The organism is Marinobacter caseinilyticus, assembly GCF_011074955.1.
Lineage (GTDB): Bacteria > Pseudomonadota > Gammaproteobacteria > Pseudomonadales > Oleiphilaceae > Marinobacter > Marinobacter caseinilyticus.
Map to the genome: position 1 here is coordinate 79334 of NZ_WUQJ01000031.1, position 24140 is coordinate 103473.

The window sequence follows — 24140 nt, forward strand, 5'->3', positions numbered from 1 at the left end:
TTGTCACCAAGAGGTTAGTGTATGAGCAGTCCAAAACGCTTCATTGCCGGAGCCGTATGCCCCCGTTGTGCGGAGATGGACAAGATCATGATGTTCACCAACGACGAAGGTCAGTTCCGGGAATGCGTCGCGTGCGGGTTCAGCGACCAGAAATCCGAACTGGATGAGTCGGCTGCGGAGATCGAGACTCGGGTCAACAAGCGAAAAAATGAAGAGGACCATACGGTCAAACAGGTGGTTTTTTTCAAGGCCGGGGCCGACGAAGACAATACCGATGAATGAGGGTTCTGACCGGGCATCCATGCACCGCGCCGATTGACGCCAGATGTCGGGAGCGTGCGCCCCCTGCCCCGGTGCCAGAGTGTCCGTAAGGTGGCCTGCCCAAAGGCCGCACCGATCCGCGCACGCGGCGGATTTTGCATCCCCTCAGTGACGCACCCGCTTTCTCCCACCAGTCGACGGCACCACTCCGGTGTTGCTGGCAGACAATTCACAAGTACGGGCAGGCTTGAGGCGGACCATGCCGGGTGATGGGGATACACGGACGCAGGCAACCGTAAGCCCGGTTGACCTTATTCGTTGCCAAGGTACGAAAATCGCGGCACCTGCTCACCGGCCACTTCCACCGTCTCGCAGAACATAGCGAGAGGGCGAACCCAAAGACTGAAATCACCGTACAGGCAGCGGTAAACCACCATGGGCTCCTCGGTCTCACTGTGCCGTGCGACTCCGATCACGTCATACTTCTGACCTTTATAATGTCGGTAGTGCCCGGGTTTGACTGTTGTTGACATAGGGTTCTCCAGCTCCATTCCCTAGTGTGACCGTATCAAAGATGCCAGCGACGACGCGGCACTGGAGGACTATACTCCCAGACAAGCGCCTGAACAGCACAATCCCACATGCCCACCCGTGTCATCGACAGGTATTTTAAATCATCGTAGCAAGACAGGATGAATTTTGAGTCAATTTTATACCTCCGATTCTTCGCCACGAACATTGTCGGGTGTTTGGCGGCTGCTGACTCTGGTGGCGATGGCCTGGACGCTGGCAACCCCGGCCCATGGCGCCGCCCGTCAACCTCCTGCTTCGATCATTGAATGGGTGATGACCGACCCGGCTATCAGCAGCCTTGAGGCGCTTCAAACGGCGACGCCGGACCTGAATTGGCAGCGTTTTGATCCGTCACAGACCCTGAATTTTGGCCTCACCAGCGACGTGGTCTGGCTGCGGGTCACGGTTCCACCGGTCGCAGCTAACCGGGTACTTGAGGTCGCCTACCCGGTACTTGACCATGTGGACGTGTACTGGGTTTTTAATCAGAACGTCATTGTGGACTACCATACCGGCGATCAGCGGCCGTTCACCGACCGGCCTATTTACCACCGGCACTTCGTCTTTGCGGTTCCCCGAGAGGATGGCCCGGTGACCGGTTATGTGCGGATACAGACCGATGGCGCATTGCAGGTCCCGGTGGAAGTCACCAGCAGCGCCGAATTCCTCCGCGACGACCAGGGTTCGTACGGCTGGCAGATGCTGTTTGCCGGTATCATGATCGCCTTAACACTGTTTAACACGCTGATTTTCTTAGTGGTCCGGGATTCAGCTTACCTGTGGTATGTGCTCAGCATTGTAACCAACAGCCTCAGCCTGCTGAGTATTCATGGCCTGACGTTTCAGTGGTTGTGGCCAAACCAACCGGCTTGGAACAACCCGCTGCTGGTGACGCTGCTAGCGCTTAACCTGATAACCGTGTCGGGCTTCACACAACGGTTTTTACGTCTGCACATGACCGGTGGCTGGCCGTTGAGGGCGTGCCGAATCATCATGGCCGTGGGCGCCCTGAACTGTGTGATGATTCCTTTTTTCCCTTACAACCTGACCCTATACATGGTGATTGTGTCGGCCTTTGTGGCGTCACCAGTGATGCTGGCCATTGGTGTGTTCAACTGGTATCGCGGGGATATTCTCGCTCGCTTTTACACGCCTGCGCTGGCGTTGCTGTTGCTGGGGTACACCGCCCAGACCCTGAGCAAGTTGGCATTGCTGCCGCGTATTCCGTTGTTTGAATATGGCTCACAGGTAGGGTTGGTGTTTGAAGTCATCTTGCTGTCGGTTGCACTCGCTTACCGTATCAACCTTGAGCGGCGACGCCGTCAACTGGCTCAGGAAGACGCACTTCGGATAGAACATGAGGCCAACCGGACCCTGGAGGCGAGCGTGGCCGAGCGTACGGACGCCCTGACACTCGCCAATGAGCGCCTGAAGGCTATGTCGCTGACCGATGGGCTCACGGGGATCGCCAACCGACGCCGGTTTGATGAGAAGCTGGCGGCCGAGTGGCGCCGCGCCGTGCGTCAACGCGCGCCGTTGAGCTTATTGATCCTGGATATTGATTACTTCAAGAAGGTCAATGATGAACTGGGGCATCTGAGTGGTGATGCCTGCCTGGTCGAATTGGCCCGCCTGTGCGAGACCGGGGTCGGTCGGGAAGGCGACCTGGTGGCGCGTTACGGCGGTGAGGAATTTGCCGTTCTGTTGCCGCACACGGAGTTGTACGGTGCCGAGAAAGTCGCCGAACGCTTGCGGGACAAGGTGTCTAACACGCCCATCGAGCTGCCGGAGCAGACGCGCCGGGTGCAGCTTCACATCAGTGTGGGTGTTGCCAGTCTCATTCCCGACGCTAACCTGGCGCCGGACAGGCTCATTCAATGGGCGGATGAGGCACTGTACGAAGCGAAGGCCAGCGGAAGAAACCGGGTCATGACTTACCGCCATGACACCGTTTCGCCGCAGACAGGAGGCTAGTTTTTCAGTTTGTAACGCCCGGGCCCGAGGAACATCAGCGCGAGAGCTGTAAACAGGAAGAACCCCTGCAGTTCGAGTGCCCAACCGCCGCTACTTTTCAGCGTCATCAGTTCATTGCTGTGCACCAGTGCCAATGCCACCAGCATGTTGAAGACAATCAGCAGGGCGCCAATTCGGGTTTGGTAGCCCAGAACGATCATGATTGGGGCAATGACCTCACCAACAAACACACCGTAGGCAAACACAGCGGGAATGCCATGACCGGCCAACAGCCCCTCAATAAAGCCGACGCCATGAAACAGCTTGGCAATGCCGTGAAACAGCAGGAGTCCGCCGAGGGTCAAGCGAATGATGAGCTTACCAAGATCAGCGTTTTCCAACATCGGGGTCTCCTTTTTGTCAGGCATTGGTTGGCGTGTGTTCCAGCGTCTGTCGCACCAGATTACCAGGTTATAAGTTGCGCACCTCTGAATGCAACGGTGCCAACCGGGCAAGCAGGCGGTTCTGGGCGCTGGTCGAAATCCGGTTCTTTTCCATCGCCAGAATCAGGTTTTCGGTCAGTGCATTGAACTGGGTGGCCGTGATATTCATATCTTTGTGAGCCTCTCGCATGTCCCTGCCACTGTAAGTGCACGGGCCGCCGCTGAGCTGACAGATATGGTCGGTCAGGCCCTGATGAAGCTCCACGATGTCTACGCCTTTGAACTGGAAGGCGATGCGAGTGTCATCCACCACCCCGTACAGCATATCTTCGATGATTTGGGCAATGCCAGCACGCTGGCCTAAATCTTCGTACAGACTGTCCGGTTCCGGTTGATTCAGGCTTTGGCAGCCGACCGCGAAGAGCAACACAGCCATCACCATCAGATGTTTAAAGGAGGTCATAGTCGAGTTCCCTGCATTGATTAAAAGCTGCCTTGAAGCGACAGATAGGCACCTTGCTGGTCTTTCAGGCCGGCGATGTCTCCCAGATTCACCCAGGCTGCGGTAATGGCCAGGTGGCGATTGGGAACCCAGGCGACAAATACATCCCACCAATCACTTTCACGGGCGAAACTCAGGTTGTCGGGTTTCTGGCGATACTCCACGCCGGTTAGCCAGCGTCGGTCAAGAAACACGCCAACGCTCGATTCAAGCTGCATATCGTAGCGATCGCCTTGGTCGCCGCCAAAGCCCAGCAAGCCACCCTGGTTGGCCTTGGTGCCGCGGAGGGTGGCATTGACCAGCACGTTGCGATCGAAGGCCGCCGCGAAGAATAATTTGCTGCCCGCAAGGTAGAGGTCGGTGCCGGTCTCGTCCCGCGCCCCTACCGCAGACGGAATCGTAAATTCACGGTTACGCTTGTGCTGGATGCCCACGGCCCACTGGCCGTAGGGGCTGTACAGCACGTCACCCCAGAGCCGGACCTTGACGCCAAAGATATCTTGCGTGAGTTCATCCTCGTTGAGCGCGGCGCCGAGGGTATCCAGGTCCAGGGTTTGACGACCGACACTGAGTTCGACGCGATTGTGCCAGTTGATCGACGCTCCGGTGAAACTCACGGTGTAGTCATCCACGCTGGCCTGGGACAGTGCCAGCGTGCCACTCCATTCCTGGTCGCTGGCGTACCCGCTGAGCAACGCCCACGGCACCAGACCGCCGCCGGCGCTGCCTTCTATGGAGGTGACCCCCCCGGTTGCCCAGAGCCGACTCCCGGGTGCCGCCAGCGCGTGTCCGGTGGTCAGCAGCGCCAGGGTGATCCACGCCAGCAAAAGTCTTTTCATTACTGCTCCCACCAGTCTCATGTTGATGAATTCGCACTCGCCTGCTCGACAGTCAACTCAGCGGCGCGGGTCTCAAATGTCTGCGCCCAGGCCGTCAGGTCTGTCGACACCATCGGCCGGCCCAAAAAGAACCCTTGCGCCAGATCGCAGCCCCAGCCCTGCAAAAGCTGCCAGCTCTCGACATTCTCAATGCCTTCCGCCACCACGCTCAGGCCCAGACCGTGGGCCATGTCGATCGTGGATTTGACGATCAATTGATCCTGAGGTTGGCTGCCGAGGTTGAGCACAAAGGACTTGTCGATCTTCAGTTCGTGTACGGGCAATTGGCGCAATTGGGCCAATGACGAATAACCGGTCCCGAAGTCGTCCACTGATAACCTGACGCCCAACGACCGCAGCTGCTCCAGGACTTGGGTGGCGACGCCCGCATCCGCCATGACGGCACTTTCCGTAATCTCAAAGGTGAGTTTGTTCATACGACCGTGCCAGCCCTTGAATACGGTGTGGATCTCGTCAGCCAGATTTCGGTTGGTTAAATCCAGTGCCGACAGGTTGATGGCCACCCCAATATCCAGACCGTTCTTATGCCAATCCGCGGTATCCCGTGCAATACGACGCAGGATAAAGCCGGTTAGCTCCTGAATCTGACCGGAACGCTCGGCCAACCGGATAAATTCCTCTGGATTGATAAAGCCCAGCTCCGGGTGTCGCCACCGAATCAAGGCTTCGACTTGTGTAAACGTAGCCGAGCCAAACCTGACTTTAGGCTGATAATTCATGTACATATGCCCATCGTTCAGGGCGTTGGGCAGATCGCGTATCAGGCGTAGTTCCTTCAGGTGATCTTCATCACCGCCCGGGCGGTAGAACGCCATGTGGTTTTCAGCGTGAGCTGCCCGCCCCAGGGTCAGGCTCAACCGGCGCCGAACTTCATCCGACGTGCTGGCATCGGCAGGCAGTTCCAGAATGGCCATGTGCAGTTTGAGATTAATGGGGGTATCGCTGATCACCGCGGGCAGCTCGGCGTGGCTTCTCAGGCGGGCCAGCAATGAGCGTAACGACGATTCATCCTCGACCGGTAACAGCGCAATGAACTCATTGCCGCCGGTACGGCCGAAGATACAGTTTATCGGCAACTGACCACGCAGTCGAAGCCCGATGGCGAGCAGAGCCTGATCGCCAAAACTGTAACCCAAGGTCTCATTCAATGCCTTGAAATCGGTCAGCGAAATGCCCACCAGATAGCCCTTGCGGTGCTCTGAAAACCAGTCACGCAGTTCGGACTCAATGGCCTTGCGATTTGGCAATCCGCTGAGGTCGTCGTGAATCGCGTCGTGCCTGATCCGGTGTTCCCGTTCGCGGATTCGAAGCAACATGTCATTGAGCGCTTTGCTCAGAGTTCTGAGCTCGCCCCCGGTACGCAGATCTGGGGGCTGAACGGAGCGGCCCTCACCAATGGCCGCGGCAAAGTTGGCCAGTTGCAATACCGGACGCCCCAGCGCTCTGGCCGTCAGCACCACCAAAACGCCGGCGATGAACAGCGCGGTCAATACCAGCAGCAGCATTTCAAGCGCGAGTTGGTAGTAGGTCTCCAGTGCTTTGGCCCGATCGCTTAATAACAGTGCGTGGATGGACCCGTCGGACCCTGACTTGAGGTTCAGGGACTGGATAAAATAGCGATTACTATCCACCAGCTCTGCCCCATTCAGCTTGTTGAACTGGGACAACAATTCCTGATCCAGGGCGCGTTGTGGCAGGCTACTGGCAAGGATCATGGCCTCACCACCCTGGCGTCGCTCAAATACGACCTGAGTGCCGGTCAGATCGCCAATAAACTCCGCAAACGCATTGTTCAAAGGAAAACCGGCCGCCAGCCAGGCCCGCAGGCCAGGGCCCTGAATTGGCACGATCAGAATCTGGTAAGCTCGATTTTGCCAGCTCACAATTTCGGCGGCCGAGCCCGATTCCTGTGCTGAGGCGAGCAGGTTGGCAAAGGGTAATGGTGTGCCATTCTCCAGTCCCTGCAGGTTGGCAATCAACGTGCCGCTGTTGTCTGCCAGCATGGCCAGGCCGGTTCCGGCGCGGGCACTGTGGTTAGCCAGAACGCTGGTGATGGTGGGGGTATCACGGGTTGCGATGGCGGATTTGAATCCGAAATCGTCGGCAACGATTCGCAAGTTTGAGATCAACAACTCGGTCCGCCGATCAATCACTTCCATCGCAATGCCTTCGGCAATGGACAGCTGTTTGGCGGCGCGGGTTTCTTCTTCTTCGAACAGATAAAACATCATGACCCCAGCAATACTGATGCTGGTGATGACAACCGACGAGAGCATCGCCAACATCAGGCGGCCTCTAAAACCCGGAGTCGGAAACCATGTCTTCATTAGAGATCACGGAAGCGCTTTTGCAGGCCTTCCAGGCCAGAACGGGGCGCTTTCTCAGGCATAACATCCAATGTTAGCGTTTGTGTGATTGGAAATGGTCCCGTCAGCGTAATGAATTGACTGGTGGTATTGTTGCGCAATCTCGGGTGCCAGATTTCAACATTCAGGCCGCCCTCCAGGCTATCGTCTGGCAACTCAAACTGACTTATGCCGTCATCTCCAGAACGGCTCGCCTGGCTTTTGTCGGTCACCACAATAAAACCCTGCATGTTGTCGTGAATATTGCAGCCGAGCTCAACGATGCCGGTTTTATCAAATCGAATGGGCGCCTCGGGCTGACCGGCGTATAGCTCAATGTTCAGCGGCTTGGGCTTCGAGAAGGAATACACATGATGTTGGGTGTTGTCCCGGTTTGGAAACGACACCGTTGTGTCTTGCGGGATAATCAGCACATGGGGGGCGAACGCACGCTGCTGCTGCGCCATCTCAGCAGTGGCTGGTGAGGGTGTCATACCGTTGTCAGCAGTCACCACCACACCAGGCAGCGGCTTGCCGGTGGATTGATCGTAAAATTCAAGCGAGACAGAGCCTGCGAAACTCTGCAACGGCGTTCCGAGCGCCAGAATAAAAGCGGCAAGCAAACCAAAGTGACCATTAGACAGCATGTAAGGTTCCGTGCTTTTTTAAGTGACTAGGCTAACTCGGCTGGTGTGCAAAGTCGAAAATTACGACAGGCAGGTGACGCCCTCACGAGTGTAAACCCTATCAAGGAGCTTGCCGGTTGAATGCCCTCATGGTTTTGGTCCCAGCATAAAGTGAATATGGTTTCGAATCAGCAGGTTTTCCCAATATTCACGCATCCAGTCCCAAGCGGCGTGCTTTACCTCGGATACAAAGGGATCAAGATTCAGTTCGTAGTAATCCGGCGATCCGGCAATCTGAACCACGGTGATGGTAATGGACTGGTCCAGCTCATTGGCAAAAGGTTCGCCAATGAGCTGATGGGCAAGCAGGTTTGCCTGGGTGGCCTCAACATCCACCAGTTGGCTGCTCCGGGTGGAGCGGTTGTTCTCGTACATCTCTTCCATCAGTCGATGACACAGGTACGCCTTGATGAGCAGGCCATCAAGGCCATCGTAGCGCGCCAGCAGTATGGAGGGTTGAGTAAAATAGCGGGTGGCGGCGCGAATAAACGGGGCGAACAGCGCTGATTTGCCGGCTTGCTTGGCACAGGCGTCGACGCACTCGATCAAGCGGGGCGCCATTTCAATGTATTCAACCGCGAACTGAAAGAGGCACGTGGCCGGTTGATAGCCTTCCACTGTAATACTGTCCGGTAGGCTTGCAGCCCGGCTTCGCATTTGTCGCAAAAACTCACCGGACCGTGCTTCCTGCCGGCGGGCCTGGGCGATGATGTTTAATACAGCCGCTGGTGTCATGTCAGGGGATGCCGAAGTATGCACTGAATAGGGTCGCAAGGCGCCTCCCGCTATCCGTCAGCAATCGTTAGTCACGCAAGCAGGTACGGGCTGGCTACCACGTAATGCCTGCCGTTTCCGATTAGTGTAGTTGAGATTCTACGGCCTGCCTGAGTGTAATGCCTTAAGCGAACCAGGTACCCCGCCGCGTGTGTTTGAAAAACAACCAGCCCATGCTGGCTGCTCTGGCTAACATGAGGAAAATCAAAGAGAACCAAAGGCCATGGTTGCCCCAGGCGGTGGTCAGCCACCAGACCGGGAGAAACACCAGCACAGCGGAGGCCAGCATCGAGTTTTGCATGTCCCGGGTGCGGGTGGCGCCGATAAAGATGCCGTCCAGTAAAAATCCCCACACGGCGGCCAGAGGCAGTGTCCAGAGCCAGGGCAGGTAAGCGTGGGCGACGATCCGAACGTCTTCTATGCTCGTCAGCAGGTGGATAAGTGTCTCCCCGGCCAGCACAAACAGCAGGGTAAACAGACCGGCACCCCATAAGGACCAACGCGTAGCGGAGCGGCAAACCATCTTGAACTGGTGGCGGTTTTTTTGCCCGACGGCTTCACCAACCAGGGCCTCGGCGGCGTTGGCAAACCCATCAAGGCCATTGGAAATCACCAGCAGGAAGGTGATCAGGACAGCGTTGGCCGCCAGAACAATATCACCCTGGCGTGCGCCCTGGGCGGTAAAAAAAGCCAGCACCAGCAACAGGGTCACCGTGCGAACCATGATGTAACGGTTGACGTTCAGCAGCCTGAGGTAGTCTGACAGGGAACCCAGCAGAGCATGGTTAAACCGAACCTCCGTCGGCAATCGACGGAGTACGAGCCAAAACCCCACGCCTGCTGCAGAGTACTCGGCCAACACGGTGGCTAAGGCGACGCCCTGGCTGTTCCAGCCCAAACCGGTCACAAACGTGACATCCAGGACAATATTGAGGCCATTGGCCGCAATGAGCATGAGCATGGGGCCACGGGGGTTCTGGGTTCCGATCAGCCAGCCCACCAGGGTGTATTGGCACAGTACCGCCGGCGCACTCCAGATCCGGATCGCGGCGTAATCGCCAGCAAGCCTTGCGACGTCCTCACTGGGGTTCATCAGCGCCAGCCCAAAGTCAATCAACGGTTGATGAAAGCCAATCAGTAACAGGCCGATAACCACTGCGAGAATAACCGAGCGTGCGAGCAAGGCGATTTGGCCAAAACCATCCTGGCGACCATAGGCCTGAGCGGCCAAACCGGTGGTCCCCATTCGCATAAATCCGAAGGTCCAGAACAGAATTGTGAACAAATTGGCGCCAATCGCGACAGCACCCAGGTATTCCGGACGCTCAAGATGGCCAAGAACGGCAGTGTCCACAAGTCCCAGTAGCGGCACGGTCAGGTTGGTCAACATCAATGGCCATGCCAGGGCCCAGAGGCGCTGATCCGTAGGGGACACAGACCATTGTGCGGGTGTGTTCATCAAGTTTTGGGGCTCCGTCGGGATGCGACAAAAGTATTGTATAGGCGCTTTAGTTATAAGCAGGCGGTTTGAAAGGCAGTTAAATTTTAACCAATGTTTTGAGACTTTGTCCCACCTCTGTCTATACTGGGCCTCGATTAATTCGTGAAAAGACTTCCGCTCCTCGTCAGTTGAGTGTGTGCGAGCACTCATCGGGCAATAGGGATCGGGAAGCAATACTTCCTGAAGTAGGAAGTGTCACGCAGAACATACGGACACGCCAGCCGACCTTCGGGCGATAGCTGTTTTCCCGGCTGCCTGATGACGGGTTGTTGCTGTCATGACAAGAACAATACTCTGTGGAGACACGTTATGCGTGTGCACGCAAAGCGGGCAGGCGCCCTTCTGGGCGCGAGTCTGGTATCCAGCCAGGCAATGGCGGACTGGACGTTAAACATGGCGCCGGGGGTAACCGGCACCAGTAATGAGATTTATGGTCTGCACATGACGATCCTGTGGATCTGCGTTGCTATTGGCATCGTAGTCTTCGGCGTGATGTTCTGGTCCATCTTTGCCCATCGCAAGTCGAAAGGCAGCAAGCCTGCACATTTTCATGAAAACACGGTGGTGGAGATCCTCTGGACCATCATACCATTCGTGATCCTCGTGCTCATGTGTATCCCCGCCACAGCGACCCTCATGGATATGTACGACAGCGAAGAGTCGGACATTGACATCAAGGTGACCGGCTACCAGTGGAAGTGGAAGTACGATTACATCAATGAGGAATTTGGTTACTTTTCCAACACTACAACGCCTCAGGATGAAATCTACAACCGCGTGGAGAAGAACGAACATTACCTGCGGGAAGTGGACAACCCGATGGTGGTGCCGGTGGATAAGAAAATCCGCTTCCTGGTGACCGCCAACGATGTCATTCACTCTTGGTGGGTGCCTGCCTTCGGGGTCAAGAAAGACGCCATCCCGGGCTTTATCAACGAAACCTGGACCCGCATCGACGAGCCGGGCATCTACCGCGGTCAGTGCACAGAGCTCTGTGGTCGCCTTCACGGGTTCATGCCGGTGGTGGTCAAAGCAGTGCCGCAGGACGAATACGATGCCTGGGTTGCGGAACAGGTGGCCAGCGCCGAGCGTGAGCGCGAACTGACCAGCAAAGACTGGACCCTGGCTGAGCTGATGGAGCGGGGCGAAGGTGTATACAACACCAACTGCGCAGCCTGTCATCAGGCCAATGGTGAGGGCATGCCACCGACTTTCCCGGCGCTGAAAGGCAGTCGCATTGCCATCGAAGATATGAACGCCCACCTGGATGTGGTGGTCAACGGGGTGTCTGGCTCGCCCATGCAGGCTTTTGGTGAACAGCTCAGCGAAGCGGATTTGGCCGCGGTTATTACCTATGAGCGGAATGCGTGGGGTAATGACACCGGTGAAATGGTCACACCGAAAGAAGTGTTCGATTACAAAAATAAGGAGTAACGCTGCTGGGAGCCGGATGAACGTCATCCTGGCTCCCATTGACGTCTTCTCCAGCTACTATAAACAGCGCCGACAAGCTTCATCAGGCGGCTAGGGGGTTCTTCATGAGTGCGGTCATCGATACCCACGCCCAGGATCATCATCACGGTCCTGCCAAGGGCTTTACCAGATGGTTGTATACCACCAACCATAAAGACATCGGGTCCATGTACCTGATCTTCAGCTTCGCCATGTTCCTGCTGGGTGGCACGATGGCGATGGTCATCCGCGCCGAGTTGTTCCAGCCCGGACTGCAGATTGTGGAGCCGGAATTCTTCAACCAGATGACCACCATGCATGGTTTGATCATGGTGTTCGGTGCTGTGATGCCAGCCTTCGTGGGCTTGGCCAACTGGATGATTCCCATGATGATTGGCGCGCCTGACATGGCGCTGCCACGGATGAACAACTGGAGTTTCTGGCTGCTGCCGGCGGCGTTCCTGATTCTTATCTCGACGCTCTTTATGCCGGGAGGCGCGCCTAACTTCGGCTGGACCTTCTACGCGCCACTGTCGACCACCTACGGACCACCGAGCACCACGTTCTTCATTTTCGCGGTGCACATCATGGGTGTGTCCTCGATCATGGGTGCCATCAACGTCATCGCTACCATCCTGAACCTGCGGGCGCCGGGCATGACGCTGATGAAAATGCCACTGTTCGTCTGGACCTGGCTGATTACCGCCTTTTTGCTGATCGCCGTTATGCCGGTATTGGCCGGGGTGGTCACCATGATGCTGATGGACATCAACTTCGGTACCAGCTTCTTTAACGCTGCCGGTGGTGGTGACCCGGTGCTGTTCCAGCACGTGTTCTGGTTCTTTGGTCATCCTGAAGTCTACATCATGATCCTGCCGGCCTTCGGTGCGGTCTCGGAAATCATCCCGGCGTTCTCCCGCAAGCCACTGTTCGGGTATGCCTCAATGGTGTATGCGGTGGGCGCCATCGCGCTGCTGTCCTTTGTGGTATGGGCGCACCACATGTTCACGGTCGGCATACCCCTGGCCGGTGAGTTGTTCTTCATGTACGCCACCATGCTGATTGCGGTGCCCACGGGTGTGAAGGTGTTCAACTGGGTTGCCACCATGTTCCGTGGCGCGCTGAGCTTCGAGGCGCCGATGCTGTTTGCGGTGGCGTTCGTTATCCTGTTCACCATTGGTGGCTTTTCCGGCTTGATGCTGGCTGTTGCACCAGCGGACTTCCAGTATCACGACACCTACTTTGTAGTGGCGCACTTCCACTATGTGCTGGTACCGGGTGCAATCTTTGGCATCTTCGCGTCGGCCTACTACTGGCTGCCGAAGTGGACCGGCCACATGTACGATGAAACCCTGGCGCAGACGCATTTCTGGCTGTCGTTCGTGGGCATGAATCTGGCGTTCTTCCCCATGCACTTCCTGGGCCTTGCCGGCATGCCGCGACGAATCCCGGACTACGCGCTGCAATTTGCCGATTTCAATATGGTGTCCAGCATTGGAGCCTTCATGTTCGGCGCCACGCAGCTGCTGTTCCTGTTTATCGTGGTCAAGTGTGTACGCGGTGGCGAAAAAGCGGCGGCCAAGCCTTGGGAGGGCGCGGAAGGTCTGGAATGGACGTTGCCGTCACCAGCGCCTTACCACACCTTTGCCACACCGCCGGAAATTAAATAGCCGGGAGCGCCATCATGACTGAACAGCGACGTTCCAATGCTCGGGTTGTGGGCTGGTGTCTAGCCAGCGTGGTGGGTATGTTCGCGTTCGGTTTTGCATTGGTGCCACTGTACGACGTGTTCTGTGAGGCCCTGGGAATTAATGGCAAAACCCAGGGCCGTTACGAGAGCACGACGGTATTGGAACGGGATGACAATCGCACCATCACCGTCCAGTTTGTGGCCCAGAATGGCCCTGAGATGCCTTGGGAATTTCGTCCGGTGGTGACCAGCGTGAAGGTCCATCCGGGAGAGCCCACCACGGTCAATTTCTTCGCCAGGAATCCTACCGGCCTGGCCATGACCGCACAGGCTGTCCCCAGCTTGTCACCGTCCGAGGGCACGCTTTATTTCCACAAGACGGAGTGCTTTTGCTTTAACCAGCAGAAACTGGAGGCGGGCGAATCGGTCAATATGCCACTGGTCTTCATCGTGGATGCCGCGATACCCGCAGAAATCCATAAATTGACCCTGTCCTACACGCTGTACGACCAGAGCGATCCAGCGGCCGTGTCGGCAGCGGAACAGACCCAGATAACAACAAACGATAACGGATAAGCCGTCGGAGACTGTCATGGCGACAAACCAGACTTACTATGTACCCGAACAGAGCAAATGGCCGATCATCGCCACCGTCGGGCTTGCGACCACCCTGTATGGGGTAGCGTCTATCATGGTGAATGGCTCTCAGGGGGAATCGACCTCCGGGGCCTGGATCACTTTTGGAATCGGCAGCCTGATCATGGCTTACATGCTGTTTGGCTGGTTCGGCACTGTCATCAGCGAGAGCCGCTCCGGACTCTATAGCCCTCAGATGGATCGGTCGTTTCGCTGGGGTATGAGCTGGTTCATTTTTTCTGAAGTGATGTTCTTTGCGGCCTTCTTTGGGGCCTTATTCTATGCCCGGGTATTTGCAGTGCCCTGGCTTGGTGGCGAAGGTGACCGAGGCAGCAGTAACATGCTCTGGGAAGGCTTCCAGGCGACCTGGCCATTGCTGAATAATCCGGACCCGGAAGCCTTTCCGGCACCCGAGAAAATAATCGACCCATGGCACCTGCCACTGATCAACACCATTTTGCTGGTATCGTCATCCTTCACTGTGACCGTGGCGCATCACGCCCTGAAACATGAAAACCGGGCCAAGGTAAAAATCTGGCTGGCAGCCACCATCGCGCTGGCGCTGATCTTTGTCGCGGTTCAGGCCTATGAATACTTTGAGGCTTACGCCCATCTCAACCTGACCCTGCGGTCTGGCATCTATGGCAGCACGTTCTTCATGCTGACCGGTTTCCATGGCGCGCACGTCATTCTGGGAACCCTGATGCTGACGATCATGCTCATCCGTATCATGAAAGGCCATTTCACGCCGGAACAGCACTTTGGCTTTGAAGCGGCCAGTTGGTATTGGCATTTTGTGGATGTGGTCTGGCTGGGCCTGTTTGTGTTTGTCTACGTCCTGTAAGCGGCTTGGCTAAGGCGTGGGGTTCAACGACAGATCCCCATGCCACAGAGCAACCAGAATCAGTGCGAGCAACAGCAGGCTCAGGCAAACCCGGACCGCGAGTGAATTGACGACGCGCTGGGTTTTGCCGCCATCCTTGATCAAAAACACCAGCCCACTAAACAGACTGACGATAACCGCTAACATCAGAATCACAATTGCGACTTTAAGCATGAACGAGTCTCCGGTTCGGGTTAGCCGTATCAAAGGTCACTATAGCAGAGCATGACCATCCAGAAATCGAAAACGCATCGCCGTTGGGTCTGGGACTGGCGACTGCTGGTCTTTACCGGAATTTTGCTACCCGTGCTGCTGGGATTGGGGCGCTGGCAACTGGACCGGGCCTCGGAAAAACAGGCGTTGCTGGACCGTTGGCAACAGCAGTCGCAGACGCTCAGCTGGGCCGAGCATCTGCAACAAGGCCTTCAGATCGACCAGCCGGTCGCACTGGTCGGGCAGTATTCGCAACGCTATCACTGGCTATTGGATAATCGGACCCGGGAAGGTGTGCCCGGGTATGAAGTGCTGAGTGTGTTTTACCCTGAGCAAGGCCCGCCGGTTGTTGTCAACCGTGGTTGGCTGCCAGGCAAGCAGCGCCGGAGTGAACTACCCGAGTTCTCAACGCCAACCGGGCTGGTCAGCCTGCAGGGGCGTATCGGTGCATTCCCGGAACCGCCGGTGTTGGCGGAACGCGCAGAACAACACCAGTGGCCGAAACGCGTTCAGTCGCTGTCCACCGCTCAGGCAAGGGCCGAGGAAGAAGATCTCGCCGACGGTTTGGTGCGCTTGTCGGGACGCGAGCAACCCGGCGCTTTTGTGGCGGATTGGGCGCCGGATGTGATGGGCCCGCAGACACATTACGGCTATGCTGTGCAGTGGTTTTCACTGGCGATGGCACTGATCATACTGACGCTGGTTGCCAGTTTTCGAAAAATGACGTAGGACCTGAGACATTCCATGGCTGAAAAAAACAGTACACCACCGTCACCGGAACAAATACGCCGGGGACGAAAAATCGCACTGTTGCTGTTCGCCGTCGGCTTCGGACCGATGCTGCTGGCAACCGTTATGTACTACACCGGCTGGTTTAACCCGACCGATTACAGCAATAACGGGCAATTGATCCAGCCGGCGGTGCCGGTGGCTCAACTCGGGCTGATCAGCGCTAACGGGAGTCCCCTGGCGGCTCGGTTTGGTCCTGAGCGTGAAAACGCCGAATGGTTAATGCTGGTCGCCGCTCAAGACTGCAAGGCCGATTGCGAGAAACTGCTGTACTTGGCACGCCAGGTCAATATCGCCCTGGGTAAAAACGCCGATCGCATGAACCGTGCAGCGTATCTGGAGCAAATGCCGGCAGAGTTACAAGCCCGTTGGCCGAGTGAATACGCGACGATGGAGCGCCTGACGAGCGACGGTCAAGCGCCGGCCTGGTCCAGTGAGGTCCGGCCGAACCGGGCGCCTGTGCTGTTACTGGTGGACCCGTTTGGTAATGTCATGATGCGATACGACAGCCGTCACTCGGGTAAAGATATGCTGAAAGATTTAAAACACTTGATGAAACTGTCACAGATAGGCTAACGCCTGACTAACCTGAGGCTGACCGGTGAACAATAGACACGCACATCCAACCGACTGCTTTCACCTGATGGGCCGTGGGGCTCTTATTGCCACCCTGCTGGCGGTCGTTGTGGTCATGCTTGGGGCCTGGACACGGCTGGTGGATGCCGGTCTGGGCTGTCCGGACTGGCCAGGCTGCTATGGCTTTCTCTCCGTGCCTCAGACCGATGCTCATATTGCCATCGCCGAGGCCCGCTTTCCGGAATCCCCGGTGGATGTGGCGAAGGGTTGGCCGGAAATGATTCATCGCTATGCCGCCGGCACCCTCGGACTGCTGGTATTTGCGCTGGCCGGGTACGGTATTCGGCATCGAAAAGCCGGACTGCCGGTCAAATTGCCGCTATTCCTCGCCGGGTTTATCATGCTGCAGGGCGCATTTGGCATGTGGACGGTGACCTTGAAGCTTTGGCCACAAGTGGTGGCGCTGCACCTGTTGGGTGGTTTCACGACACTGAGCCTGTTGACCTTGTTAACGTTGCGGTTGCGGGCCAGGCGACCGGCGCCGGACCCGGCCAATGGGGCCGCGCTGACGCGGCTGCGGCCATGGATTTATGGTGGCCTGGTATTGGTTATCATGCAGATCGCCCTGGGGGCCTGGACGGCCTCCAATTACGCGGCGGTCGCCTGCCCGGAGCTGCCAACCTGTCAGGGTGAATGGTGGCCTGAAATGGATTTTCAACACGGGTTCGATGTGACCCAGGCGGTCGGGCCCAACTATTTGGGCGGGCAACTGATGGCTGACGGCCGGGTGGCGATTCACATCAGCCATCGGGTAGGTGCCATGATCGTATTGGTTTACTTTATCGCCCTGCTTGCGGCATTGTGGCGGAGCCTCGGCGATACGCCGTACCGACCTGCGATTGTTTTGATTGGGCTGGCGCTCACGGCCCAGATCCTGCTTGGACTGGCCAATGTGGCCTTTCACCTGCCGCTGGCGGTCGCGGTGGCCCACAATGCCATGGGTGCAGGGCTGTTATTGAGCATTATCAATTTACTTTGGCGATTGCATGGCTGGCGCTACACCGGCGCGATCAGAACCAACACAACAACAATAACTCAGGAGGCCACTGCATGAGTGAGCAAGCCCACACCGTTGCCCTCGAAGATAACCCCACAAAGCGGGTTTCCTGGCGGGATTTTCTGGAGCTGACCAAACCCCGCGTCGTGGCATTAATGATGCTGACCGCCGTGATCGGGATGTTACTGGCGGCACCGGGTGTGCCCCACTGGTCGGTTTTGGTGTTTGGCAACATGGGCATTGCCCTGCTTGCCGGCGCAGCCGCCGTCATTAACCATGTTGTGGATCAGAAAATCGACACCGTGATGGCCCGCACCCGCAAACGACCGGTGGCAACGGGTAAAATCAGCCCCTTCGACGCGCTGGTGTTTGCCACGTCGTTAGCCCTGGCGGGTATGCTGGTGCTGGTGTGGCAGGTTAATGTTCTGACCGCCTGGCTGACGCTGGCGTCGCTGGTCGGTTATGCCGGTGTTTACACTCTGTTCCTGAAACGGGCGACCCCCCAAAACATCGTTATTGGCGGGCTGGCAGGCGCCATGCCGCCGCTGCTGGGCTGGACGGCGGTGACCGGTCAGATTGATGGACACGCATTGTTGCTGGTGCTGATCATCTTTGCCTGGACGCCCCCCCATTTCTGGGCGCTGGCGATCCACCGGAAGGAAGAATACGCCAAGGCGGGCATTCCGATGTTGCCGGTCACCCACGGCAATCGCTACACCGAATTGCACATCCTGCTCTACACCCTGATGATGCTTGCCGTCAGTCTGTTGCCATTTGTTACGGGCATGTCCGGACCGATCTACCTGGTGGGGGCGCTGGCGCTGGGGTTGCGCTTTTTGCAGTATTCTGTGCGTTTGCTCCGCGGCGATGACCGTAAAGTGGCGATGGCAACCTTCAAGTATTCGATCACCTATCTGATGCTGCTGTTTGTATTCTTGCTGGTCGATCATTTCATTTTTTTCTAACCGGAGACACCATGAGCAGCCCGATCCAACGCACGGTCATAGCCCTGATCCTCCTAGTGGTCACTATATTCGGGTTTGTGGTCGCCCAGCAGGTCATGAAGGCGTCAGACCAGGAGCCCGTACCTGCGCCGGATCTCAGTGCCATGAATACGTTCGTTTACGACAAGGGGCGACCGGTTACACCCTTCCAGCTCACCGACGAAACCGGTAAGGCGGCAACCGAAGCGGATCTGACGGGTCACTGGACCTTTGCCTTCATCGGGTACACCAATTGCCCGGATATTTGCCCTGCCACCATGGCGATGCTGCGGCAAACCGATGCCTTGATTCCGGCTGACCTGCCGCAGCCGGAATATCTGTTGATCAGCGCCGATCCCGCCAACGACAGCCCAGACAAGCTTCGGGATTACCTGAATTTCTTCGGTGAGGACTTCCACGGCCTGACCGGGGACCTGGAAGCACTGCGGGCTCTGGCCAAGAGTCTCAATGCGGTGTTCGTCCACCGGGAAAGCGATGGCGTCACTTATGTCGACCACAGCGGGCACCTCGCGCTGATTGGCCCGGACGGCAATATGGTTGCGGTTCTACAGCCGCCGCATAATCCCAAAGCGGTCGCCGAAGCCTTTGAGCGTATTTATCAGTGGCGCAAGTCGCAGCACCCCAGAGCGAAGTGAAGGTATGCCACGACCGGCGTCCGTATCGCTGGTTTGCCCCCCCCCACTGCGCCAAAGCAGCACCGGCCCCGGTACGTCAAACCACAGCCCTGCGATCGGTCAGCCCCCATGTTGCCTATTGATGCCCTGATTCCGGACCTGATATCCACATTGGACCACCACACCACGGTGTTGTTGCAGGCTCCGCCGGGTGCGGGTAAAACCACCCGTGTGCCGCCCGCATTGCTGGGCACGGGCTGGCGCCAACAGAAAAAAATCCTGATGCTGGAACCCCGCCGCCTGGCCGCACGGTCGGCGGCGCGCTTCATGGCGCGGCAACTGGGCGAGCAGCCCGGCGACACCATCGGTTATCGAACTCGGCTCGACTCCCGTACCTCACCCCATACCCAAATCGAAGTGGTGACCGAAGGCATTCTGACGCGGATGATTCAGGCCGACCCTGCCCTGGAGGATTACGCGGCGGTGGTGTTCGATGAATTTCATGAGCGCTCGCTGCAGGCCGATCTTGGGCTGGCGCTGGTGCGGGAATGCCAGCAAGCCTTGCGCGATGATCTCCGGGTGGTGGTTATGTCGGCCACCCTCAACACCGCACCCCTCGCCCGGTTGCTGGACGATGCCCCAGTGCTTAGCAGTGATGGCCGGGCGTATCCGGTCACGACCTATTATCAACCGGTTGCGAACCCCCGGCGACTATTGGACGCGGTTGCAGCCTGTATTTTAACAACGCTGGGTTCGGAAACCGGCTCGGTACTGGTGTTTTTGCCGGGTGTTGCCGAGATCCGCCGGGTCGAGCAGACCCTGCGTGGCCAATTGCCAACCGACTGCCGGCTCGCGCCACTGTATGGCAACCTGAGTGCGGCGGATCAGGACCGGGCGATTGCGCCGGCGCCGGACGGCGAGCGCAAGGTGGTGCTGGCGACGGCGATTGCGGAAACCAGTTTGACCATCGAAGGGATTCGCGTGGTGATCGACAGCGGTCAGCAGCGCCGGGCAATCTTTGATGCCAACAGCGGCATGACACGGCTGGTCACCAAACGGTTGTCGAAAGCCGCCGCCGACCAGCGCAAGGGGCGCGCCGGGCGAACCGAAGCCGGAGCGTGTTACCGGCTGTGGAGTGACGCCGATCAGTTCAGTCTGGCGGATTTCACCGTGCCGGAAATACTGGAGGCCGATTTAACCCCCCTGGTGCTGGAGTTGGCGCAATGGGGCGCCCGCTCCCCCGAGGCGCTGACCTGGATTGATTTGCCCCCGCAAGCCCACTGGCAGCAAGCGGTCGCTTTATTGCAGTGGCTCGGGCTCCTGGATGCTGATGGCGCGATCACGGCGTCGGGGAAAGCCGCCCGTCGGCTGGGTTGCCACCCGCGCCTGGCCCACATGATTCTGTGCGGTCGTGACCTGGGCTGGCCTCATCTGGCGGCCGAGTTGGCGGCTTTGCTGGAAGAGCGTGATATTTTGGGTCGTTCCCACGGTGCGGACATGCACCAGCGCGTCCGCGTACTGCGGAACGAGGAGCCGGCCCCCCAGGTGGATGCCGGACGCCTGAAATCAATTCGGCGAGCCGCCGCCCGGTGGCGCCCGGCCAATCAACAAGACCGCTCGGCGGTTGTTTCCGCTGACGAGGTGGGGCGTCTGTTAGCACTTGCTTACCCCGATCGGATCGCCTGTAAAAGACCGGGAGAGGCGCCCCGATACCGGCTCAGCAATGGCCGCGGCGCGGTTTTGCGAGATGACGATAGCCTGGCGCGCTTTGACTGGCTCGCCACGGCGGAACTGGACGGTCAGGCCCGGGAGGCGACGGTTTACCTGGCCGCGCCGGTGTCCCTGGCGGTACTGCAACAGGACCTGGGTCATCGCATCGAGACGGTGGAAGAGGCGGTTTGGGATGACAGCCGAGGTACGGTGGTGGCTCGTCGACAGCAAAGGTTGGGGCAACTGGTGCTATCGGAAACGGTGTTGCCAACCCTGAGCGCAGCCCAGGTTGAGCGGGGACTGCTGACGGCGGTCCGGCACAAGGGCTTGTGCAGCCTGCCTTGGACGCCAGTGACCATCCAGTGGCGGTCCAGGGTGACGTTGATCGGTCACCATCAGCCGAATCACTGGCCGGAGGTTGGCGACACTGAATTGTTGGCGACCCTCGAGCACTGGCTGCTGCCGTTTCTGGCGGGCATGACACGCTGGAGTCAGGTACAGCAAATGGACTTACTTCCAGCACTGACCAGTCTGCTCGACTACGATCAGCAGCAGCGCCTTGCCCAGTTGGCACCGGCCTCGCTCACCATCCCGACCGGCGACTCCCGGCCCGTCGATTACACGGCCGACGGTGGCCCGGTCTTGGCCGCCAAGCTGCAATCGCTGTTTGGCTGGCAGCACACACCTTGTGTGATCAATGGCACCGTGCCGGTGGTAATCCATTTGCTATCGCCGGCCCGGCGCCCGCTGGCGGTGACCGCCGACCTCGCCAGCTTCTGGCAAAACGGTTATCCCGGTGTGCGCAAGGACACCCGCGGCCGCTATCCCAAGCACCCCTGGCCGGAAGACCCGCTCAGTGCGGAGGCAACGCGAGGCACCAAAAAGCAGGGCGTTTGATCCGGATCACTGAACCGGATCGGAACGCGGACCCTGGGGGCAGCACCGATATCCCTGTCAATAAATCCAGGGGCTGTGCCTGGGCGCTTTTAGGGTGATTCGCAAACGCTGACAGCGTGCTGTCGGAGGTCGGGGCCGGGCCGATCGGGCCGATCATGGCTCAAGCCGCGGCGTTGCTATACTGTGGCGACGGCATTTTCGATACACGACCCGGCAATGGGGAGAAAGGGTTGAACGCTACAATGAAGCGGATACGGTTATGTTGGTTGGTGTTGTGCATTGCGTGTGTTCCGGTCAGCGTCTTGGCCGCCGACAACCATTTGCAGGTCAGTGTCGGTGACTGGCCACCGTTCATCGCCCAGAACCAGAAGCACCATGGCTTCATCGCCCACCTCATCAGCGATATTTTTGCCGCCGAAGGCTACATAGTCAGTTTTCATTTTCTGCCCTGGAACCGGGCCTACCGCGAAGCTGCGAAGGTTCAGCGGGACGCGACAGCGGTCTGGATGTACAAGGCGGAAAGGGAAAACGATTTCTATTACAGCGACCCGGTGCTGAAAGAACAGTTCGTGTTTTTTCACCGAAAGGGTGATGGCTTCCATTGGCAACATTACGGTGACCTTGTGGGTCTGACCATCGGCGGCGGTCTTGGTTACAGCTACGGTCCGGAGTTTGACGCCGCGGCGGAGGCGGAATTATTCAAGCTCGAACGGGTTGCCTCGGATGAGCAGAATTTCCTGCGCTTGCTGATTGGTCGCATTGATGTATTTCCCGAAGAGATCAACGTTGGCTATTTTACCCTGCGCCGGGACCTGAAGCCCGAGCAAGTTGCCCAAATCACCCATCACCCCAAACCGGTACTGGAAAACGAGAGTTTTATGCTGTTTCCGCGAAAGGGACCAGACAGCCTCGCCCTGGTGAAAAAATTCAACAAGCGCCTGCGACAGTTCCAGGACAGCGGGCGTTACCAGACCTACTTTGCTGCCTTTGAACGCGGTGAGTACGAGGTCGCCGGCGACTGACCTCGCCATTGCTCAATACGCCCCAAAAATCCAGCCAGTTTCATGCCATGGTCAGCCCCCCTAAGGTCGCCTGGGATGGGTAGATATGCGCATATCCTGGCGCCCGGAAAAGCCCTAAATTCGCGCCATAACGGGGTGTCCCCACTGAGGGAACCTCCGATTAAGTCTATGGCCGATTCTGCAAGCGTTGAGCTTTCTTGAAAGGCAACCAACCAGCCAGCCCGCAAAGTTCGCCCTGATTCCGGCTTTCAGGGTGAGCCGGATGCGCTAATAGACTTAATCAGAGGTTCCTTAGGTGAGTCGCCTCTATTTTTGGTTCATTTTTTCTTGGCAGGAACCCACCCTTCATGACCGACCAGACATCCATCAAGATTTCTGACTACTACGATTCGGCCACCTTTAGCCGCATCAAAGCACTGGCAGACACCAAAGATACCCCGTTTGTGGTGATCGATACCGCGACCATTGACCGTCAGTACGATGAGCTGGTGGAAGGCTTTCCCTACGCCAGCGTCTATTACGCCGTCAAAGCGAATCCGGCGCCGGAAATTCTGACCATGCTGCGGGATAAAGGGTCTAATTTCGACATCGCCTCGGTCTATGAGTTGGAAAAGGTCCTGGCCCACGATGTCACCCCGGACCGCATCAGCTTTGGCAATACGATTAAAAAGAGCAAGGACATCCGGACCTTCTTTGAGAAGGGTGTGCGCCTGTTCGCCACCGACTCGGAAGCGGACCTGCGCAATATTGCCAAGGCCGCGCCCGGCGCCAAGATCTACGTGCGCATACTGACCGAGGGTACCCTGACCGCGGACTGGCCGCTGTCCCGCAAATTTGGTTGCCAGACCGACATGGCCATGGACCTGCTGATCCTGGCGCGTGACCTGGGCCTGGTGCCCTACGGTGTGTCCTTCCACGTGGGTTCGCAACAACGTGAAATCGGCGCGTGGGATGCCGCTTTGGGTAAAGTGAAAGTGATCTTCGAGCGGTTGAAAGATGAAGACGGCATTGAGCTGAAGATGATCAATATGGGCGGTGGATTTCCGGCCAATTACATCACCCGGACCAATGACCTGAAGACTTATGCGGAAGAGATTGAGCGTTTTATCCGGGAAGATTTCGGCACTGACTTTCCCGAAATCATCATTGAACCCGGTCGGTCACTGATTTCAAACGCGGGCATACTGGTCAGCGAAGTGGTGCTGATTTCCCGCAAATCGCGGACCGCATTGCACCGTTGGGTGTATACCGATGTGGGCAAGTTTTCCGGTTTGATCGAGACCCTGGACGAGTCGATCAAGTTTCCGATCTTTGTCGAGAAATCCGGAGAGCTGGAAGACGTGGTGATTGCCGGCCCGACCTGTGACAGTGCCGATATCATGTACGAAAACTACAAGTACGGCCTGCCACTTAATCTGGCCATTGGTGACCGCATGTACTGGCTTTCCACCGGTGCCTACACCACCACCTACAGTGCCATCGAGTTCAACGGTTTTCCGCCACTGAAAGACTATTACGTCTGAAACTGTCCGGCTGACCCGGGGCACTGTGGGAGAGCGTCCCGGCCTTAACCGTTGCATAACCGTTTGCTTTTTCGTACCGGTGAGCCTTTTCCGCGGACGGCTGTGAGGCGCGGGGCTTGAAGTCGACGGGCGATTGT

At 57.7% G+C, this 24140-nt stretch carries 23 protein-coding genes; 14 read left to right on the forward strand and 9 right to left on the reverse strand.

The genetic code is table 11. From position 1 onward, the window contains the following. Window positions 1-21 precede the first annotated feature (21 nt). Window positions 22-282, forward strand: coding sequence for a YheV family putative zinc ribbon protein (locus GRX64_RS15575; RefSeq protein WP_166268665.1), 261 nt, complete (start codon window positions 22-24; stop codon window positions 280-282). A gap of 290 nt (window positions 283-572) precedes the next feature. Here GRX64_RS15575 and GRX64_RS15580 read toward each other — a convergent pair whose 3' ends face one another. Next, on the reverse strand, window positions 573-794 hold the full coding sequence (locus GRX64_RS15580) for a DUF1653 domain-containing protein (protein WP_166268666.1): 222 nt from the start codon (window positions 792-794) through the stop codon (window positions 573-575). Window positions 795-960: 166 nt separating this feature from the next. Here GRX64_RS15580 and GRX64_RS15585 point away from each other — a divergent pair, with 166 nt between their 5' ends. Continuing rightward, the gene (locus GRX64_RS15585) at window positions 961-2808 is read left to right on the forward strand and encodes a sensor domain-containing diguanylate cyclase (protein ID WP_166268667.1); all 1848 of its coding nucleotides are present in this window, start codon (window positions 961-963) and stop codon (window positions 2806-2808) included. On the opposite strand, the gene GRX64_RS15590 is transcribed toward GRX64_RS15585, so the two are convergent. The 7 genes from GRX64_RS15590 to GRX64_RS15620 form a co-directional block, all read right to left on the reverse strand. Then, entirely contained in the window at window positions 2805-3191 is a 387-nt protein-coding gene (locus GRX64_RS15590) for a DoxX family protein (protein WP_166268668.1), read from the reverse strand. The genes GRX64_RS15585 and GRX64_RS15590 overlap by 4 nt on opposite strands. Before the next feature lie 67 nt (window positions 3192-3258). Continuing rightward, on the reverse strand, window positions 3259-3693 hold the full coding sequence (locus tag GRX64_RS15595; protein WP_166268669.1) for a group I truncated hemoglobin: 435 nt from the start codon (window positions 3691-3693) through the stop codon (window positions 3259-3261). 20 nt (window positions 3694-3713) lie between these two features. Continuing rightward, on the reverse strand, window positions 3714-4571 hold the full coding sequence (locus tag GRX64_RS15600) for a DUF3034 family protein (RefSeq protein ID WP_166268670.1): 858 nt from the start codon (window positions 4569-4571) through the stop codon (window positions 3714-3716). A 17-nt stretch (window positions 4572-4588) separates the two neighbouring features. Further along, the gene (locus tag GRX64_RS15605; protein WP_166268671.1) at window positions 4589-6916 is read right to left on the reverse strand and encodes a putative bifunctional diguanylate cyclase/phosphodiesterase; all 2328 of its coding nucleotides are present in this window, start codon (window positions 6914-6916) and stop codon (window positions 4589-4591) included. A gap of 41 nt (window positions 6917-6957) precedes the next feature. Further along, complete coding sequence (locus GRX64_RS15610) at window positions 6958-7623, reverse strand: cupredoxin domain-containing protein (RefSeq protein ID WP_166268672.1); 666 nt, start codon at window positions 7621-7623, stop codon at window positions 6958-6960. 126 nt (window positions 7624-7749) lie between these two features. Next, window positions 7750-8397, reverse strand: coding sequence for a hypothetical protein (locus GRX64_RS15615; protein ID WP_166268673.1), 648 nt, complete (start codon window positions 8395-8397; stop codon window positions 7750-7752). A 163-nt stretch (window positions 8398-8560) separates the two neighbouring features. After that, complete coding sequence (locus tag GRX64_RS15620; protein ID WP_235937710.1) at window positions 8561-9895, reverse strand: MATE family efflux transporter; 1335 nt, start codon at window positions 9893-9895, stop codon at window positions 8561-8563. A gap of 351 nt (window positions 9896-10246) precedes the next feature. Between GRX64_RS15620 and coxB the strand changes: the two genes are divergently transcribed. From coxB to GRX64_RS15640, 4 genes are all read left to right on the forward strand, one after another. Further along, entirely contained in the window at window positions 10247-11371 is a 1125-nt protein-coding gene (coxB, locus tag GRX64_RS15625; RefSeq protein WP_166268674.1) for a cytochrome c oxidase subunit II, read from the forward strand. Window positions 11372-11475: 104 nt separating this feature from the next. After that, window positions 11476-13059, forward strand: coding sequence for a cytochrome c oxidase subunit I (gene ctaD / locus GRX64_RS15630; protein WP_166268675.1), 1584 nt, complete (start codon window positions 11476-11478; stop codon window positions 13057-13059). A gap of 14 nt (window positions 13060-13073) precedes the next feature. Next, window positions 13074-13655 (forward strand): cytochrome c oxidase assembly protein, encoded by a 582-nt coding sequence (locus GRX64_RS15635; RefSeq protein WP_166268676.1) that lies wholly within the window; start codon window positions 13074-13076, stop codon window positions 13653-13655. Between the two features lie 16 nt (window positions 13656-13671). Next, window positions 13672-14559: a cytochrome c oxidase subunit 3 gene (locus tag GRX64_RS15640; protein ID WP_166268677.1), complete on the forward strand. Its 888-nt coding sequence runs from the start codon at window positions 13672-13674 to the stop codon at window positions 14557-14559. A gap of 9 nt (window positions 14560-14568) precedes the next feature. On the opposite strand, the gene GRX64_RS15645 is transcribed toward GRX64_RS15640, so the two are convergent. Next, a complete protein-coding gene (locus GRX64_RS15645) occupies window positions 14569-14772 on the reverse strand; it encodes a twin transmembrane helix small protein (protein WP_166268678.1) in 204 nt (67 codons plus the stop codon). A gap of 51 nt (window positions 14773-14823) precedes the next feature. Here GRX64_RS15645 and GRX64_RS15650 point away from each other — a divergent pair, with 51 nt between their 5' ends. The 8 genes from GRX64_RS15650 (at window position 14824) to GRX64_RS15685 (ending at window position 24003) form a co-directional block, all read left to right on the forward strand. After that, the gene (locus GRX64_RS15650) at window positions 14824-15540 is read left to right on the forward strand and encodes an SURF1 family protein (protein WP_166268679.1); all 717 of its coding nucleotides are present in this window, start codon (window positions 14824-14826) and stop codon (window positions 15538-15540) included. Between the two features lie 15 nt (window positions 15541-15555). Continuing rightward, window positions 15556-16176, forward strand: a complete 621-nt coding sequence (locus tag GRX64_RS15655; RefSeq protein WP_166268680.1) for a hypothetical protein — start codon at window positions 15556-15558, stop codon at window positions 16174-16176. Between the two features lie 67 nt (window positions 16177-16243). After that, window positions 16244-17290 (forward strand): COX15/CtaA family protein, encoded by a 1047-nt coding sequence (locus GRX64_RS15660; protein WP_166268842.1) that lies wholly within the window; start codon window positions 16244-16246, stop codon window positions 17288-17290. Then, on the forward strand, window positions 17287-18198 hold the full coding sequence (gene cyoE / locus GRX64_RS15665) for a heme o synthase (RefSeq protein ID WP_166268681.1): 912 nt from the start codon (window positions 17287-17289) through the stop codon (window positions 18196-18198). The genes GRX64_RS15660 and cyoE overlap by 4 nt, the downstream gene beginning before the upstream one ends. An 11-nt stretch (window positions 18199-18209) precedes the next feature. After that, window positions 18210-18872, forward strand: a complete 663-nt coding sequence (locus GRX64_RS15670; protein WP_166268682.1) for an SCO family protein — start codon at window positions 18210-18212, stop codon at window positions 18870-18872. A gap of 108 nt (window positions 18873-18980) precedes the next feature. Beyond that, on the forward strand, window positions 18981-21458 hold the full coding sequence (gene hrpB, locus GRX64_RS15675; RefSeq protein WP_166268683.1) for an ATP-dependent helicase HrpB: 2478 nt from the start codon (window positions 18981-18983) through the stop codon (window positions 21456-21458). 155 nt (window positions 21459-21613) lie between these two features. Further along, window positions 21614-22480 carry a substrate-binding periplasmic protein gene (locus GRX64_RS15680; protein ID WP_166268684.1) on the forward strand — a complete coding sequence of 289 codons (867 nt, stop codon included), beginning with the start codon at window positions 21614-21616 and terminating at the stop codon, window positions 22478-22480. Between the two features lie 347 nt (window positions 22481-22827). Next, a complete protein-coding gene (locus GRX64_RS15685; protein ID WP_166268685.1) occupies window positions 22828-24003 on the forward strand; it encodes a type III PLP-dependent enzyme in 1176 nt (391 codons plus the stop codon). The last annotated feature ends 137 nt before the right edge of the window (window positions 24004-24140 follow it).

What these genes read in the sequence shown, in the direction of transcription:
- GRX64_RS15575 (WP_166268665.1), top strand. Translation starts at nt 22, where the DNA reads ATGAGCAGTCCAAAACGCTTCATTGCCGGAGCCGTATGCCCCCGTTGT.
- GRX64_RS15595 (WP_166268669.1), bottom strand. Translation starts at nt 3,693, where the DNA reads ATGACCTCCTTTAAACATCTGATGGTGATGGCTGTGTTGCTCTTCGCG.
- GRX64_RS15605 (WP_166268671.1), bottom strand. Translation starts at nt 6,916, where the DNA reads ATGTTGGCGATGCTCTCGTCGGTTGTCATCACCAGCATCAGTATTGCT.
- GRX64_RS15650 (WP_166268679.1), top strand. Translation starts at nt 14,824, where the DNA reads ATGACCATCCAGAAATCGAAAACGCATCGCCGTTGGGTCTGGGACTGG.
- GRX64_RS15580 (WP_166268666.1), bottom strand. Translation starts at nt 794, where the DNA reads ATGTCAACAACAGTCAAACCCGGGCACTACCGACATTATAAAGGTCAG.
- GRX64_RS15590 (WP_166268668.1), bottom strand. Translation starts at nt 3,191, where the DNA reads ATGTTGGAAAACGCTGATCTTGGTAAGCTCATCATTCGCTTGACCCTC.
- hrpB (WP_166268683.1), top strand. Translation starts at nt 18,981, where the DNA reads ATGTTGCCTATTGATGCCCTGATTCCGGACCTGATATCCACATTGGAC.
- GRX64_RS15620 (WP_235937710.1), bottom strand. Translation starts at nt 9,895, where the DNA reads ATGAACACACCCGCACAATGGTCTGTGTCCCCTACGGATCAGCGCCTC.
- GRX64_RS15685 (WP_166268685.1), top strand. Translation starts at nt 22,828, where the DNA reads ATGACCGACCAGACATCCATCAAGATTTCTGACTACTACGATTCGGCC.
- GRX64_RS15680 (WP_166268684.1), top strand. Translation starts at nt 21,614, where the DNA reads ATGGCTCAAGCCGCGGCGTTGCTATACTGTGGCGACGGCATTTTCGAT.
- GRX64_RS15635 (WP_166268676.1), top strand. Translation starts at nt 13,074, where the DNA reads ATGACTGAACAGCGACGTTCCAATGCTCGGGTTGTGGGCTGGTGTCTA.
- GRX64_RS15615 (WP_166268673.1), bottom strand. Translation starts at nt 8,397, where the DNA reads ATGACACCAGCGGCTGTATTAAACATCATCGCCCAGGCCCGCCGGCAG.
- GRX64_RS15640 (WP_166268677.1), top strand. Translation starts at nt 13,672, where the DNA reads ATGGCGACAAACCAGACTTACTATGTACCCGAACAGAGCAAATGGCCG.
- GRX64_RS15670 (WP_166268682.1), top strand. Translation starts at nt 18,210, where the DNA reads ATGAGCAGCCCGATCCAACGCACGGTCATAGCCCTGATCCTCCTAGTG.
- cyoE (WP_166268681.1), top strand. Translation starts at nt 17,287, where the DNA reads ATGAGTGAGCAAGCCCACACCGTTGCCCTCGAAGATAACCCCACAAAG.
- ctaD (WP_166268675.1), top strand. Translation starts at nt 11,476, where the DNA reads ATGAGTGCGGTCATCGATACCCACGCCCAGGATCATCATCACGGTCCT.
- coxB (WP_166268674.1), top strand. Translation starts at nt 10,247, where the DNA reads ATGCGTGTGCACGCAAAGCGGGCAGGCGCCCTTCTGGGCGCGAGTCTG.
- GRX64_RS15645 (WP_166268678.1), bottom strand. Translation starts at nt 14,772, where the DNA reads ATGCTTAAAGTCGCAATTGTGATTCTGATGTTAGCGGTTATCGTCAGT.
- GRX64_RS15610 (WP_166268672.1), bottom strand. Translation starts at nt 7,623, where the DNA reads ATGCTGTCTAATGGTCACTTTGGTTTGCTTGCCGCTTTTATTCTGGCG.
- GRX64_RS15600 (WP_166268670.1), bottom strand. Translation starts at nt 4,571, where the DNA reads ATGAAAAGACTTTTGCTGGCGTGGATCACCCTGGCGCTGCTGACCACC.
- GRX64_RS15660 (WP_166268842.1), top strand. Translation starts at nt 16,244, where the DNA reads ATGGGCCGTGGGGCTCTTATTGCCACCCTGCTGGCGGTCGTTGTGGTC.
- GRX64_RS15655 (WP_166268680.1), top strand. Translation starts at nt 15,556, where the DNA reads ATGGCTGAAAAAAACAGTACACCACCGTCACCGGAACAAATACGCCGG.